The organism is Microvirga sp. 3-52 (assembly GCF_018383585.1).
Lineage (GTDB): Bacteria > Pseudomonadota > Alphaproteobacteria > Rhizobiales > Beijerinckiaceae > Microvirga.
Genome location: NZ_JAHAMK010000003.1, coordinates 199045 through 214388, shown reverse-complemented (window position 1 = coordinate 214388; position 15344 = coordinate 199045). Strand labels below are relative to the sequence as shown.

Below are 15344 nucleotides of genomic sequence, written 5' to 3'. Positions count from 1 at the left end.
AGGCTTTGCGGCCCTCAAGCGCCGCTGGGTCGTGGAGCGAACCTTCGGTTGGCTTGGACGCTGCCGCCGCCTGGCCAAGGACTTCGAAGCCTCCATTGAAAGTGCGGTGGCTTGGGTCTTCATCGCTCATATCCGGATGCTGACAAGACGGCTCGCAAGACCCTGAAACACCACAAGTCTTTTTGAGTCAGCCTCTTAGCGCGCTACATCCTGGAACTCGCCGCAACGACAAACTCGATCTACCGCGATCTCGAAGAGATTTTGAAGACTGATCTACGAGATTGGAACGGTCGCGGCCTGCGTTTTTTCACGGCGCTCATCCGGGGCCGCTATTCGTCATCGGACCCCGAGGTCGCGAAGTTCATGAGGGAGCAGCGGGTCTCGGAAAGCGCCTTCAAACCTATTAGGATTCTCCCTGCAATGGAGCATCTTTCAAAGGAGCAGGGCTTCGACAGTGTCATCAACGACTACGATTTTTTGTCGAATATCTGCCATCATAACGGTTCCGGGCACCGCCTATTTGGTCGCGGGATGCGGACCACCCGTGTCGTTACCCTCAGAACCGGAGACCAGATAGTTATGCCTGTCCCTGCGGTTGCGACGACATTGGCGTACCCATCACCACATACAGCCACGTCCATCGTTCAGACTTCGAAGTTGGTTTGCGCATGTGCGGCAAAGATTAAGGAGCAGCTTGATCGCCTGCCCCAAGTCCCTTTCTCCGATGATGATCTAGCTCGGCTAACCAAAGGCCAATTAAGTTCCTCAATGCTCCGCTACCTCCCGAAACATAAATCCGACCGAGCGAGATTTATCGCTTCAGCAAAGAAGGATGTAGGAAGAAACGACCTATGTCCTTGCGGATCGGGTAAAAAGTTCAAGGTTTGCTGTCTGCCGTTAAGCCAGTGACGGCCGAATGAGCCGATGGGCTAGAGTAGCGTTCCACTTCAAGCAGTGGGGTGGACCCGTGAAGAGTTGGACTAGGTGTAATCTTGATGGCAGAACGTGGGACGAGACGCCCAGTGCTCTTCTATAGGCGACCCCAAGCTCCTGTTACCTTGAGAGTACCCGCAGCGGCAGCTTATGTATGGAGGAAGTATGTTGCGCCGGTTTGAGCAGGGGCATTTAGATGGCCTCTGCGGAATCTACTCGATAATCAATGCACTGATCCATTTGCTTCAGACTAGGTCATTTACGGACGAAGTCGCGCGAGTTTTATTTAGGCATCTTGTGGACAGTGTCCCGAAGTCAAATCGCGCTGATATTCTTCTGGATGGTATGGATGTCTTCCAGCTAGAGAAGCTGTGTCGCCATGCATCAAAGTTCATGCTGCAAGAATGCGGGTTAACTATTGAAGTACGCCGACCATTCAAGGACAGGCGATTTAGAACAGTGACCGACTTCTTATATGAGGTAAGCAAAATTTGGGCAGAGCACTACTCGGGTGTCATTATTGGGATTGAATGGAGTCAACAGGAAGGACATTGGTCAGTCCTTCGGGGGATCGAGCGAAACCGCATCCTTTTAGCCGATTCCGATAAAATCAAAAGTCTCTCGCGGCGCAGTCTTAGTGTAGCTTCTGGGGAAAGAAACCGTATTTGTCCCCATGAGACAATTATGTTTCATCTCCGTGCGATAGATGGAGAGGCCATCACGTAGTAGGCCACTCAGTTAATCTGTCCAGACTTTAGCGCTAAATGACGCTTAATGTTCAGGAATGCGCTACTCATCACGTTCCTTTCCCTCTTTCTGCTTTCAGCTTATCTTCGAATATGACTATGGCTAAGCGATAGTGCCGTGATGAGGCCTAAATGCTTTGGCGGCTCTCGCCAGGATCATCGCCCAAGTCACGTCTGGACACCCTTGCTTAGTCGAAAGCCGTTGGCCCTTCGCTATCAGACCTTCGGGTTCCGGCCTCAGTGAGCCCGGATCGTGAGACCCGCTTCGCCACATCAGTCCGTAAACTCTTCAGTTTCTGGACTGCTGCTCCGCCGACGAGAGTACAAGGCGTTGGCAGTCGAGAAAGTCCGTGCGAGAATCCTCTCAAACTACACGGGAGTTTCTGGATGGGTAGTGGTCGGAAGTTCGGGTACTCGCGCGTCTCAACCTCTGACCAGGACTGGTCCCTTCAACTCGATGCTCTGATCCGTGCCGGTGTCGATGATCGGGACATTTACCGGGAGAAGGCGTCAGGGGCGAAGCGAGATCGGACCGAACTTCGTCGCATGCTCGATCAACTCCGTCCGGGCGATCAAGCCACAGTCTATCGCCTCGACCGGCTCGCCCGCTCCCAGCTTCACCTGCTCCAGATCGTCGAGGAGATCGAGGCCAAAGGAGCCAAGCTCGTCTCCGTGATGGACCACATCGACACAAGCACGGCCACCGGCAAGATGGTTGTCGGTGTGCTGGCTGTCCTGGCCGAGTTCGAACGGAACCTCCTTCTGGAGCGCAGCGAGGCAGGCCGGGCTATCGCTCGTCAGCGCAAAGTTCGTTTTGGCCGCCCGCCAAAGATCACATCAGCTATGATCCGGCAGGTCATGCTTGCACACGATGATCCGAACACCACGGTGCCGGAGACCTGTCGAGTCCTGGGCATCAGCAAAAGCAGCTATTACGCAGCCCTTCGAGCCGGACAGCGCGAAGCCATAGCACCCGCCGAGGCCGCATAATCAGACCTCAACATCTTTTGGACGGTCAGAGACGGTTGAAAGAGCCGTGCGAGGACCGTGATCGTCACGTGTGCCTATGGGCAAACTCATGTCCTGGAGGCCAGAACTGCTGACGCGTCCTGGCCTGCTGATGCCCTGCGTCGCTCTCGATCACTCGCCGTGCTCGTGATCGTTCGCACTTCAGGGCATCAGCCTTTCTTTCTCGGCTCAAGCCATATGAGGTCGCTTCTGCCTAGATCGAATCTCTTTTCTCCCCCTGTTCTGGACGCTCAGCAAAGCGCCTAGAACAAGGGGAATGAATGAGAGGGAACTCTGCCTGAGTCATTACTCTCCGCATTAGCCACGTAGCCGATCTTACTCGGCGGCTGGCGGTTGCCCGGTGCCAGCTTATTGCAGCCCCTTCCTGGTCAGACCCACCTAATCGGGTGAAGCTTTGGGATGGTGCAGGAATGCGCACATGGGGCCTTTTCCATTTTCTGCGTCTTGTGCTTCGGGTGGTCCTTGGTGACCTCAACGGTTATCGAATTGGGGAATTCGAAGCTCGTATGTCTCGACAATGCGAGGATCGGACATACGCGGATACGGCGTCAGATGTTCAGGACACGCGTATCCTCTTGATCAATGCCTTCTTGTGAAGCGATCTGGTCGATCCTTCACCGAGCAGCCGTTACTCACCTACCATCATGGGCGGGATGTCCGTCTCGGTCGGGGCTCTCCTCGCTGGCCGGTCTGCGGCTGGCAGCTTCATCTGCCTCATCGCCTCGTATCATGTCCCGGTTTGCGGTGTGGGGCGGAGTCACCCCGATCTTACTCCTGAGCCATATAAGGTGATGGCAAGCCATCACTGTTATTTAGTATCCCACACTGGGCGACCAGAAGTCGATATTTAATTGCCTCATCAGTCACAGTGATCATGCCAGATTTGATCGCATGGACCCCTACCGCTCATACTGCGCAGCCCTACCCATCCCGACTCGTCCAGCCCGTAGGTCAGCATGTCGAGCAGCAAATCCCCTCAGTTCCACCAAAACTGGGGAGACCGGCCCGTCTCTGGTGACCAGGAGATGGCTGCTCCGATCCAGGTGCCGACCTAAAGGGTTGATGCCGAACGGCAACATGAAGCTTGACCGCTATGACGGGGGACTACTACCCGTCTGCGACCTTGATTGTTGGTCACACGGTGTTACCCGTAATGAAGGTCCCGAGACTCACGGTGGCATAAGGAAAATGGCAGGCCTGCGTCTCATCCCGCTCCCTCCGCCATTATCTAAATCTTAGACGCTCGATAGCACCTCCTCGTACAAGCCCCTGCTCGCTCAGTGAACGGGGCCTGATCGGCCTCGTCTTCGGAACCCTGTCGGTCGATTATGTGACGGCAGGTCTGGCGACGATGATTGCCACGCTCTCCCTTGCCATTCTCTGCATCAGCACCGGCGTAGCGCTCGCGCGGCCGACATTCGCGGCGGCACTCTCGGTGCATGCTCCACGACAACGGCAGGGCATTATCATGGGAGCGATTCAATCCCTCGTCACCGTCACCGACATCGTCACGCCGGTCCTGCGGACCTCATTCCCGGACAGGCCCTTTAGGGGCATGGATCGGCGTAATGGTCGCGATCGCGATGGCCGGAGCCGTCGTTGCACGCTCTCACCTCCCTGCGAACGATCCGGGCAAGAGGCTGACGCAGACCCAATCGGCCATCGAAAGCCTGTCTGAATGCCCGCTTGCCGATCCCGTCAGTGCCCGGTTGCAGCATGGGGAGACCCCACAGGCTTGGACTCGGGCGAGCCGCGTTCACGCAGGTAGATGCCGAGCACCAGGAGCACGCCGATCGACAGGAACTCGCTTTGCCAGTTCTGGAAGCTCTCGAACCAGAACTCCGCGTCAGTGAGCGTCTCGGCCATCGTCTGTGTCGGCTGCCCGTGCCAGAGAGCCTCCTCGTTCATCCGCCGCGTGCTGCCCGCCAAGTGCAGCCAGAAGGACAGCATGAACAGCGCCACCAGCGCAATGCTGAGCGAATGCGAGTAGAGCTTGAGCAGCAGGCCGCCGCGATGGACGGGCCAAGGGGCCTCCGGATCGTCGCGTTTGGCCGACGGGGATTCATCCTCCGGATTGCCCTCATCCGGTTTCTTGGACTCGGACGCGCCTTTCTGGAAAAGGAAGACGGTCAGCAGCACGTAGGTGGCCATCTGGAGGAACTCGCTCTCCCAGTTCTCGAACACGGCCGAAATGAAATGGCTGCTCCCCATGTACGCGAGGAAGCCGATCGTCGGGAGTTCATGGAGGCGAAGCTCTTCGGCGTGTGCTCTCCAGCCCGTGATTGCCTGGCCGGCAAGCGAGACTGCGAACAGGAAAAACAATGTGACCGACAATCCATTGTCCCGCAAGAACCGACGCATACACCTACCCTCACGCTGGCGAACTGCTACGGTTAGTCAACGCGGAACGCGATTTTCGGTTTCCCTTCCTGTCGTCTCCTCATCGCTGCTCAAGCTCTCTGGAGTGTCACGCTCCACGATGGCCCGCTGCTTACGCAAGGTCACCGGCACCTCGACAGTTTCGGTGGCGATGCGGCGCCGGATGTGCAGTTCCTCCTTGAGCACGAGACGCTTCTCGACCACGAGCACCTCCTCGAGCACCGGCACGATCGTCACGTCGCCGTCGGTCCTGATCTGCGGTGGGGCGTCGACGACCCTGTCGATGGGTACGCGCGTGACCTCTACGTCCTCCCGCAGCAAGTCGGCTTGCGCAACCTCCTCGATCGTATCGGTGACCGTCCGCACGCGCACGCGTCCCGTCACCACCTGCTGCTTGCCGATTGCGGCAGTCTCGTCGACGAGAGGGATCACCTCCTCCGACAGATCCTGCGGGCTGCTCCTCAAGGCATCGTCAAGAACAGGCACCTGCTCCTGGTCGTCCGGGCCTTTGATTGGGTTTGCCATTGATCTTCCCATCTGAACGACAACCAACGGACCCTGGGAGCCGGAGTTCCAGTGTCAAAGGAGCGCTTCAGGGCTTGGCTCGCCGGCAGGAACAGCTTTTCTCCTCAAGCCTGACATTCGGAACCGTCGCGCTGGTCACACATTGAGCCCTACGTGTTTGATTCATAGGAGAAGCACTTTGATACGCCTCGGCTTCGCAACCCTCGCCGTCGTCTCGGCTCTTGCCACGACCGCCGTTGCCCAATCCACGTCCCCCCAAGGCACCGGCTCCTCGACCGCGCAGCCGACGACCAGCAACGGCGCATCCAATCCGGCCGTCACCCACAAGCCCGCGGACAGCCCGCAGACCACCGGCACCGTCGAGCCCGGTTCCAACAGCTTCACGGAAGCGCAGGCGCGCTCCCGCATCGAGGCGCAAGGTTTCAGGAACGTCGCCGAGCTGCGCAAGGACGATCAGGGCATCTGGCGCGGCAAGGCGGAGCGTGACGGCAAATCCGTCAGTGTGGCCATCGACTACAAGGGCACCGTGCAGGCCCAGTAAGCCGATACGGAACGTACTTCACCGAACAATCACGACGACGCGCCACTCAACCCCAACCGAGAAAGTGAAACGATCATGACCAGCAAGACCATCACGGCATTCTTCGACAATTACGAGGACGCGGCCGAGGCTGTCCGCCGATTGGAATCCGCCGGGATCGCGCATCGCGACGTGAGCCTCGTCGCCAGCAACGAAGGTGATCGCTACTCGTCTCACGCAAGCCGCACCTTCGACGGCACCAACCATCATGACGACGTCAGTGACGGCGCCGGCACGGGCGCGACGGTCGGCACGCTGGCGGGCGGCGGCGCGGGCCTTCTGGCCGGTCTCGGCATGCTGGCCATCCCGGGACTCGGCCCGGTGGTCGCGGCCGGATGGCTCGTATCCACCCTCGTGGGTGCCGGGGCCGGTGCGGCCTTAGGCGGCATCGCTGGCGCGCTGGTCGATGCCGGCGTGGACGAGAACGATGCCCATGCCTATGCCGAGGGCATTCGCCGCGGCGGCGCCCTGGTGACGGTGCGCGCCTCCGACGCGGACGTTGAACGGATCGTCGATATTCTCGACGACGAGGGCACGGTAGACTTCGAGGAGCGCGAGAATACCTGGCGCTCCGAGGGATGGACGGGCGCCAGCGCCACCACTGCGAGCGCCACCACTGCAACGGGCTCGTCCGGGCTGACTGACCGCGTCTCTTCCACCGCTGATCGGGCCGACGAGGTGATCCCCGTCGCGGAGGAGGAACTGCACGTCGGCAAGCGTGAGGTGAACCGCGGCCGGGTCCGCCTCCACTCCCGGATCGTCGAGCGTCCCGTGCAGGAGCAGGTGAACCTGCGCGAGGAGCATGTGCAGGTGGAGCGGCGTCCGGTGTCCGGCACCACCCAGGCCGGCGCCATCGGCAACGATCCGTTCCAGGAGCGCACCATCGAGGTGGAAGAGCGCGCCGAGGAGGCGGTGGTCTCGAAGGAGGCCCGCGTCGTGGAGGAAGTGGTGGTCCGCAAGGAAGCCGACCAGCGCACGGAAACGATCTCCGACACGGTGCGCAAGACCGAGGTGGACGTGGAGGACGAGCGTGGGAATCAAATTTCGCGCACGGGAACCACGGGCAACCCGACCGATCGAAATCGCTAACGATCCCGCAGAAGCCCGGCTCCGGCCGGGCTTCTCTCTGATCGCGGCTGCTTAGTCCGGGTCATGACGCTGCACCGTGAGATGGTGCGTAACAGGAGGTTACGATGGGACTGCTCGACTCGATCCTCGGAAACATGATGGGCGCCGGGGGCGCCTCGGCGCAGGAGCGCGGCGGAGCAACCTCGCCGATCGTCAAGGCGCTGATGATGCTTCTGGCGGCCAAGGCCTTCCAGCAGCACCGCTCCGGTTCGCAAGGCGGCGCCTCCGGTGGCGGCCTCGGGGACATCCTGGGTGGCCAGGGCGGCGGCCTGGGCGGGATGCTCGGCGGCCAGAGCGGCGGTCCCGGTGGCGGAATGCCGGGCGGCCTTGGTAGCGCGCTTCCGGGAGGACTGGGCGGCTTGCTGGGTGGTCTGCTCGGTGGAGGCGGCGGTCAGGCCGGGGGCGGCCTAGGTGGCCTGCTCGATCAGTTCCGCCAGAACGGCTATGGCGATCAGGTGGATTCGTGGGTCAACACCGGTCAGAACCGGCGGCTCGCACCGGACGAGCTCTCGCAGGCGCTCGGGCCGGACACGCTCGACGAGTTGGAGCAACAGACCGGACTTCCACGCCAGCAACTCCTCTCCGAACTCTCGGAGGAGCTGCCCGACGCGGTTGACCAATTCACACCGGACGGCCGCCTGCCGACGGAGCAAGAGGTCTCCACCCGCTGGGTTTGACGATGAGAGCATTGCAGGGCGGTAGAACGATTGCGGGAACAGCGCAGGAGTGATTGTCCGAGCAATGAAGACCCTACAGCCGGCCATGTCAGCGGAACGCGGGCTTACGGCCAACGTTGATCCGCAGTTCTTGCGGGCACAGGAGACAATGATGCTCAACAGGTTCCCCGTCTTCATGATCGTAGCGCTCGGGACGGTCGATGCGGCCCTTGCCCAGGCCACGCCGCCCGCTGCCCCCGAGGCCACCGACAGCGGCGCCCCTTGGTTGTGGATCATCATCGGGCTGGCGATCATTGCCGGCCTCGTCTGGTACTTCATGCGCGGGCGGTCGCGGACCACGACTGCACACACGACCGACACTTCGTCCACCTCCGGGACGCCGACCGGCCGCACCAACGTCTACGACAACGACAAGCGCAAGTAGGCCGCCCAGCCGCGCGGGATCAGGGTTGACGCGAGCCGTCCCGCGCTTCCTGTGCAGACGTCTGCGTCTGAGGGGTGTGATCACCGGATGGCTGATCCGTTGCCTCTTTGAGGGATGTTCGCCGTGTCCAGCGCTGCCAGGCTTCCATCGCCTCCCGGCGCAACCCTGGTCGTGACTGCGGGAGGGTGCGCCAGATCAGCAGGGTGCAGGCCTTGCCGACCCCAAGGACAATGGCCATGCCGTAGACGAAGACGACCATCGAAATGCCCTCGCCCATCTCACTCATTCAAACCTCCGGGCGGCCCATCCGCGTGATCTTCCGCGAAGAAGCGTTGATGAAGATGTGCGGTTGATCTCGTGCGGAGGCAACCGCGCTGGGGCAATCAATCATCGGGGCGGAGTTCCCCATTCGCAAGACCACATATCTCTGGAACCCTCCCTCCGCCACGTCAGTTGACGACGTTCATTCCAGTGGAGCGCGGAACATGCAGACATGGTGGCTGACGGCCTTGGGCCTGGCAGCGGGATTGTGCACCAGCTTCAGCTTCGTGCCGCAGGTGCTCAAGGCCTGGCGCGAGGGAGACATGGAGGCGATCTCGAAACGCATGTACGTGGCATCGCTGATCGCATACGGGCTTTGGATCGTGCACGGGCTGATGATCACCAGCGTGCCGGTCATCCTGTTCAACGTCGTCAACGTCGTTCTTGCCGGCCTCATCCTGGTGCTGAAGCTGCGCGGCCCGAAGGCAGCTCGGGAGCACTGATTCATGGATGTATCGCTCTCGACCCTGATTGGATCCGCGGCCGGCTGCATCGGCCTCTACAGCTTCGTGCCGCAGGTCGTGAAATGCTGCCGGACCGGCGACGTAGCCGCCATCTCGCTGCGCATGTTCGCGGTACGCACCTTCGGGCTGCTGCTCTGGACGGTCTACGGCTATGCCCTCGGCAGCCTGCCCGTGCTGATCTTCAGTGCTCTCGGCCTGGTGTTGAGTATCGTCATCCTGGTCCTGAAGGTCCGCGGCTCCCGGACGCAGCCTGCCGGCGACGAACGCCACGGGGACCAACCGGACGCAAAGGACTCACGCCGGGCTGAACCCGTCGCGGGTTGAGCCCGGCTCACGTGGCCGCTCCTCATGTCAGGCGCCCATCCCGCGGATGATCCGCACGATTTCCGTCATGCGGTAGGGCTTGGGAACAAATCGCGCGTCCGGTGCCTCGCCGCTGAACCCGGGCGGCAGGGCGCCGGAAGAGACCACGACATGGACATGCGGGTAAGTCCTCCGGACCAGGCGGGCCAGATCATAGCCGTTGAGCGTCCCAGGCATCGTGATGTCCGTGAACACCACGCCGATGTCGCGTCTGGCTTCCAGCAGGGTCGCGGCAAAATCGGCGGATGGCGCCTCGAGCACCTCGAAGCCGTCGTTCTCGAGAGCGTCCACCGCCATGGCGCGGACCATGGGATCATCCTCGACGACAAGGACAAGAGGGAGTGAGGGACTTGATGGTTGCATGCTGGCTGGGAAATAGCCTGGACGCGAGGAGGATCAAGACACGGCTTGCGACCATTTCGATTGCTGCTCGCCGATCCAGACGGCCAAGCTTCTGTTTCGTGCCGTCGATGACTTGTATCATCTCAAGCCCGGATCATCAGGGGCGATAGTCCGGTTCCGCTCACCGGCCCCAACGGCCCCCGCGACGGGGAGCGACAAGACACCCGTTGCAGCATGCATCGTGTCGCCCTAGATCGCACTCCGTTGCCCAGGCCTCCCGGCCACGTTCAAACCCGCTTTGCCCCAGTCTCCAGCCGGAATGCCGATGCACGATAGAAACCCACGGCTAGCCGCCACCGATCGCGACTTCCTCTCGGGCGGCGGGGAGATGGGTGCCCGCATGCGTTCGCATGACTGGTCGGGTTCGCCGCTGGGAGAGCCCGAGACCTGGCCACGGCCGCTGCGGATGCTCGTGCGGATGGTCCTGAACGCCAAGCAGCCCATGTTCATCGTGTGGGGCCCCGAACTCGCCTTCCTCTACAACGACGACTACATCCCGATCTTCGGCGCCAAGCATGCCGATGCGCTCGGGCGCCCGTTCGCCGTTGTCTGGTCCGACATCTGGGAGCAGATCAGGCCCCTGGTCGACCAGACCCTGTCCGGGCAGGCGAGCTGGCACGAGGATCTGCTGATCCCGATGGAGCGGAACGGCTACCGCGAGGATGCCTGGTTCAGCTTCTCCTACAATCCCGTGTGGGATGACGTCGGCGCGATTGCCGGCATGTTCTGTGCCGCCACGGAGACGACCGGCAAGGTCCTCGGCCAGCGTGCGCTGCGGGAGAGCGAGGAGCGGGCCAGGGGCGTGCTCGACGGCATGGACGAGGCCTTCATCCTGCTCGACCGGGAGTTTCGGATCCTCAGGATCAACCCGGCGGCTCTGAGGCTGGACATGCGGCCCGAGTCCGAGATCATCGGGCGCACCCATTGGGAGATCTGGCCCAACACCGAGAACTCGCGGTTGGGCGAGTTCTACAGGCGAACCATGGCCGAGCGCGTTCCCGCCGCCTTCGAGAGCAGGTACACGTGGCCTGACGGGCGGGAGGCCTGGACCGAGATCCGGGCCTATCCGGCTCCCGATGGTCTGGCGGTCTTTTACCGTGACATCACCGAGCGCAAGCGTGCGGACGCCCAGCTTCGCGAGGCGGAAGATCACTATCGCCATACGGTGGAGCTGAACCCGCAGGTCACCTGGACGGCCCGCCCCGACGGCCAGCTCGATCGCGTCGCCCAGCGCTGGCAGGACTGGACCGGAACCAGCGGGCTCGGCGGCACATGGGCTGAGGCCATCCATCCGGACGATCTCGGCCCCTCGATCGAGGCATGGACCCATGCGTTCACGAGCGGCGAGCCCTACGATATCGAGCATCGCGCCCGCATGCGCGATGGCACCTACCGCTGGATGCATTCGCGCGCCTTTCCGCGGCGTGGACCGGAGGGGGAAATCGTCAAATGGTACGGCAGCACCGAGGACATCTCGGAGCGCCGGTCCAGCCAGGACGCCCTGCGGGAAGAAACCCGCGCCCTGGAAATCCTCAACACGGCGCTCGCCGCGGCCGCGTCGGAGCACGACCTCGAGCGGCTCGTTCAGCGTGTGACCGACGCGGGCGTGGAGCTTACCGGAGCCCAGTTCGGGGCGTTCTTCTACAACGTGGAGAACGAGGCCGGCGAGAGCTACATGCTCTATGCCATCTCGGGCGTTCCGCGCGAGGCGTTCTCGAAGTTCCCGATGCCCCGCAACACGAAGGTGTTCGGCCCGACCTTCAGCGGTGAGCGCATTGTTCGCTCGGACGACATCACCCAGGATCCGGCCTACGGACGCTCGGAGCCCCATCGAGGCATGCCGGAAGGGCACTTGCCGGTTCGCAGCTACCTGGCCGTGCCTGTGGCTTCCCGGTCCGGTGAGGTGATCGGCGGCCTGTTCTTCGGACATGCGCAAACGGGGGTCTTCCACAAGCGTTCGGAGCGGCTCATATCCGGGCTCGCCGCGGGAGCCGCCGTGGCCATCGACAACGCCCGCCTGTTCCAGAAGGGCCAGCGTGAGATCGAGGAACGCCGGCGCGCCGAGGAAGCTCTGCGGCGCCTCAACGAAACCCTGGAGGCTCAGGTCGAGGAGCGCACCAGGGAACGGGATCAGATCTGGCAGCTCAGCACGGACCTGATGGATGTATGCCGCTCGGACGGAACGCTCGTCGCCGTCAACCCGGCCTGGACGACGATGCTCGGCTGGTCCGAGGAGGAGCTGCTTGCCAGCAACTTCCTTGGGCTCATCCATCAAGACGACGTCGACAGCACGCTCGCGGAGCTTGCGAGCCTTGACCACGGTGCCCAGACCCTGCGCTTCGAGAACCGCTTCCGCGCCAAGGACGGCGGCTACCGCCTGATCTCGTGGACGGCGGTGCCCAAGGAGGGACTGTTCTACGCCATCGGCCGCGACATCACCGCCGAGCGAGCGGCCGCGGAAGCGCTGCGTCAGACCGAAGAGGCCCTTCGGCAGTCCCAGAAGATGGAGGCGGTCGGCCAGCTCACGGGCGGCATCGCCCACGACTTCAACAACCTGCTGACCGGGATCGTGGGGTCCCTCGACATGCTGCGGACCCGCGTCTCGCAGGGACGCCTCGAGACCGTCGACCGCTACATCACTGCGGCGACGACCTCCGCCAACCGCGCCGCCACCCTCACGCACCGCCTGCTCGCCTTCGCGCGCCGCCAGCCCCTCGATCCCAGGCCCGTGCAGGCGAACGCGCTCGTCGCTTCGCTGGAGGACCTGTTCCGCCGCACCGTCGGCGAGACGGTGACCTTGGAGGTCGTGCTGGCGGGAGGTCTCTGGCCGACGCTCTGCGATCCCAATCAGCTGGAGAGTGCGCTTCTCAATCTCGTCATCAACGCCCGCGACGCGATGCCGGACGGCGGCAAGCTCACGATCGAGACCTGCAACGCCCACTTGGACGAGGCCTACATCGCGGCGCAGCGGGACGTGAAGCCCGGCCAGTATGTCTGCATCTGCGTGACCGACACGGGAACGGGCATGCCGCGGGACGTGATCGAGCGCGCGTTCGATCCGTTCTTCACGACGAAGCCCATCGGTCAGGGGACCGGACTTGGATTGTCGATGGTCTACGGGTTCGCCCGCCAGTCGGAGGGTCACGCGAAGATCTACAGCGAGGTGGATCAGGGCACCACGATCAAGATCTACCTGCCGCGCTATCGCGGCGAAACGGACGCGGAGATCGAGGCCTCGACGCTTGCCGAGGCGCCGCGCGCCGAGTCCGGCGAGACCGTGCTGGTGGTCGAGGACGAGCCGGTGGTGCGCAGCCTGATCATCGAAGTGCTGGAGGACCTCGGCTACCGGACGCTGGAGGCGGCGGATGGACCGGAGGGGCTGAAGATCCTCCAGTCCCGGCGGCGCATCGACCTCCTGATTACCGACGTGGGTCTGCCGGGCCTGAACGGGCGCCAGCTCGCCGACGCCGCCCGGGAGCGCCGTCGCGACTTCAAGATTCTGTTCATCACGGGCTATGCCGAGAATGCCACCCTGGCGGCGGGCTTTTTGAAACCCGGCATGCAGATGATCACGAAGCCGTTTGCCGTCGATGCGCTCGCGCAGAGGATCCGGTCGATCATCCGGGACGAATGAGACCGATGCTGTAAAGGGCGCCGGTCTTCGGCAACCGGGATCACCGGTTGCTCCCCAAGGTACGGGTCGCGGGAGATGCCGTCCTGTCGTCAGCCTTGGCCGGCCTCCCCCTACTCCCCTACAGGAGCGGAGTTCCGCCGGTCACGGCGTAGATGCCGCCTGTCATGTAACTGCCCTCGTCGGAGGCGAGCAGAACGTAGATTCCGGCCAGCTCGCTCGGCTGGCCGGCACGGCCCAGCGGCGTGTCCTGACCAAAGCTCTTCACCTTCTCGTCCGGCATGGTGGAGGGGATCAACGGCGTCCAGATCGGGCCTGGTGCGACCGCATTCACCCGAATGCCCTTGCCTCCCAGCATCTGGGCCAAGCCGGCCGTGAAGTTGGAGACGGCGCCCTTGGTCGAGGCGTAGGCCAGAAGCATGGGGCTGGGCTTGTCCGACTGGATGGATGTCGTGTTGATGATGGATGAGCCCGGTCGCATGTGGGGAACGGCAGCCTTGGCCAGGTGAAACATGGCTTCGATGTTGGTGCGGAACGTGTAGCTCCATTCCTCGTCGGGAATGTCTTCCAGAGCCCCGTATGTACGCTGGAAGGCGGCGTTGTTCACCAGGATGTCGATGCGGCCGAACTCGCTCATCGCCCGGTCGATGATGGCCCGGCAATGCGCGGCCTCGGCGATGTCACCCGGCACGAGCACGCAGCGGCGTCCCGCCGCCTCGACGTGGCGCGCGGTCTCGCGGGCGTCCTCGTCCTCCTGTTCGTTCAGGTAGCTGATCAGAATATCGGCGCCCTCGCGGGCATAGGCGATCGCCACCGCCCGACCGATCCCGCTGTCACCTCCCGTGATCACCGCCGCGCGGCCGGTCAGCTTGTCGCAGCCACGGTAACTCGTCTCGCCATGATCGGCCTGCGGCGTCATCTCCGCCTCGGTGCCGGGTGGCTGGATGTGTTCCTGGTCGGACTGGCTCATGCGGGGGCTCCTGTGCGGGAACCCGTCAATCGTTGGACACCTGGGAAGTTCCCCCAACCATGGTTGGGATCGGGAAAGCGAACGGACAGCCTCACGAGCGATCCTCTGCCCCGCGCAATGCTCTTCACGAACCTGGACTTGAGCCGTTTCGATGGGGGACTCCGCGAGGAGCGCACGCTTCCTCAAGCAACGCCCTGCGCCGTCTGGCCGACGTAATCCAGGTGCCGCAAACCTGCTGCCGCCGGCGCGCCTGCCGCAGCCAGGGGCGCTGCCAGGGCGGCTTCGGCCCGCCGTGCTATCACGAGCACCGCAAGCGCTTCGCCGATGCGGTGCTGGAGGAAATGCAGGAGCATCGCGAGGTCTGGATCAAGGAACGCATCCAGTTCGAGGCCCTTCTGAGAGGGCGCTAGCGAAAGCTGGACGCGGCCTGCGCTGACGCGGTCCTGCGGGTCGTCGAGAGAAAGCCCATCGGACGCGACAAGAGGATCCACCCCAGGATCTCGCCGGCCCTTTCGGTGCGTCCCTCGGCGAGGGACGTGTGGTTCGAAGCCTAACAGCGACCCGCCCGATGCGCGGGAGTTGCCGCGTCCCGCGGGGTTCGCCTCCCCTCCTTGCCGTGCGGCGATGTCTTGCCGGCGAAGCGGATCCCCTTCCCGGAAAAATGCTCTTGTGCATCGGGGTCAAAAAAGTGGTTTCCCCTTTTGGGATCGATCCGATGCTCAATCCTTCCACTAGCGCATCATCCGAGCGGACCCGAAGGGGCGCGTCAGCG

Annotated in this window: 16 protein-coding genes; 10 read left to right on the top strand and 6 right to left on the bottom strand. The window is 62.8% G+C overall.

What is annotated here, in order from left to right; all coding sequences use genetic code 11:
• From KHP60_RS04410 to KHP60_RS04400, 3 genes are all read left to right on the top strand, one after another.
• Positions 1-166, top strand: a 166-nt coding sequence (locus KHP60_RS04410; protein WP_213562369.1) for a transposase, incomplete at its 5' end; no start/stop codon positions are given.
• A gap of 197 nt (positions 167-363) precedes the next feature.
• Positions 364-909, top strand: coding sequence for an SEC-C metal-binding domain-containing protein (locus tag KHP60_RS25795; protein WP_409366252.1), 546 nt, complete (start codon positions 364-366; stop codon positions 907-909).
• Positions 910-2066: 1157 nt separating this feature from the next.
• A complete protein-coding gene (locus tag KHP60_RS04400; protein ID WP_213562353.1) occupies positions 2067-2669 on the top strand; it encodes a recombinase family protein in 603 nt (200 codons plus the stop codon).
• Positions 2670-4406: 1737 nt separating this feature from the next.
• Here KHP60_RS04400 and KHP60_RS04395 read toward each other — a convergent pair.
• Both KHP60_RS04395 and KHP60_RS04390 read right to left on the bottom strand, forming a co-directional pair.
• Complete coding sequence (locus tag KHP60_RS04395) at positions 4407-5069, bottom strand: DUF6766 family protein (protein WP_213562352.1); 663 nt, start codon at positions 5067-5069, stop codon at positions 4407-4409.
• A gap of 36 nt (positions 5070-5105) precedes the next feature.
• Complete coding sequence (locus KHP60_RS04390) at positions 5106-5612, bottom strand: YsnF/AvaK domain-containing protein (RefSeq protein ID WP_213562351.1); 507 nt, start codon at positions 5610-5612, stop codon at positions 5106-5108.
• A gap of 178 nt (positions 5613-5790) precedes the next feature.
• Here KHP60_RS04390 and KHP60_RS04385 point away from each other — a divergent pair, with 178 nt between their 5' ends.
• From KHP60_RS04385 to KHP60_RS04370, 4 genes are all read left to right on the top strand, one after another.
• On the top strand, positions 5791-6153 hold the full coding sequence (locus KHP60_RS04385; protein WP_213562350.1) for a PepSY domain-containing protein: 363 nt from the start codon (positions 5791-5793) through the stop codon (positions 6151-6153).
• Positions 6154-6228: 75 nt separating this feature from the next.
• Positions 6229-7281 carry a YsnF/AvaK domain-containing protein gene (locus tag KHP60_RS25010; protein ID WP_249688488.1) on the top strand — a complete coding sequence of 351 codons (1053 nt, stop codon included), beginning with the start codon at positions 6229-6231 and terminating at the stop codon, positions 7279-7281.
• Between the two features lie 104 nt (positions 7282-7385).
• Positions 7386-7997, top strand: a complete 612-nt coding sequence (locus KHP60_RS04375; RefSeq protein ID WP_213562349.1) for a YidB family protein — start codon at positions 7386-7388, stop codon at positions 7995-7997.
• A gap of 151 nt (positions 7998-8148) precedes the next feature.
• On the top strand, positions 8149-8421 hold the full coding sequence (locus KHP60_RS04370) for a hypothetical protein (protein WP_213562348.1): 273 nt from the start codon (positions 8149-8151) through the stop codon (positions 8419-8421).
• Positions 8422-8440: 19 nt separating this feature from the next.
• On the opposite strand, the gene KHP60_RS04365 is transcribed toward KHP60_RS04370, so the two are convergent.
• Positions 8441-8707, bottom strand: a complete 267-nt coding sequence (locus KHP60_RS04365) for a hypothetical protein (protein WP_213562347.1) — start codon at positions 8705-8707, stop codon at positions 8441-8443.
• Positions 8708-8906: 199 nt separating this feature from the next.
• Here KHP60_RS04365 and KHP60_RS04360 point away from each other — a divergent pair, with 199 nt between their 5' ends.
• A complete protein-coding gene (locus tag KHP60_RS04360) occupies positions 8907-9185 on the top strand; it encodes a SemiSWEET family sugar transporter (RefSeq protein ID WP_213562346.1) in 279 nt (92 codons plus the stop codon).
• A gap of 3 nt (positions 9186-9188) precedes the next feature.
• Complete coding sequence (locus KHP60_RS04355; protein ID WP_213562345.1) at positions 9189-9530, top strand: SemiSWEET family sugar transporter; 342 nt, start codon at positions 9189-9191, stop codon at positions 9528-9530.
• A gap of 27 nt (positions 9531-9557) precedes the next feature.
• On the opposite strand, the gene KHP60_RS04350 is transcribed toward KHP60_RS04355, so the two are convergent.
• Positions 9558-9932, bottom strand: coding sequence for a response regulator (locus KHP60_RS04350; protein WP_213562344.1), 375 nt, complete (start codon positions 9930-9932; stop codon positions 9558-9560).
• Positions 9933-10236: 304 nt separating this feature from the next.
• On the opposite strand from KHP60_RS04350, the gene KHP60_RS25430 reads away from it, so the two are divergent.
• Entirely contained in the window at positions 10237-13605 is a 3369-nt protein-coding gene (locus KHP60_RS25430; RefSeq protein WP_213562343.1) for a PAS domain S-box protein, read from the top strand.
• Between the two features lie 118 nt (positions 13606-13723).
• Here KHP60_RS25430 and KHP60_RS04340 read toward each other — a convergent pair whose 3' ends face one another.
• Complete coding sequence (locus KHP60_RS04340) at positions 13724-14572, bottom strand: SDR family oxidoreductase (protein WP_213562342.1); 849 nt, start codon at positions 14570-14572, stop codon at positions 13724-13726.
• Between the two features lie 182 nt (positions 14573-14754).
• Positions 14755-15063 (bottom strand): hypothetical protein, encoded by a 309-nt coding sequence (locus KHP60_RS04335; protein ID WP_213562341.1) that lies wholly within the window; start codon positions 15061-15063, stop codon positions 14755-14757.
• Positions 15064-15344 lie beyond the last annotated feature (281 nt).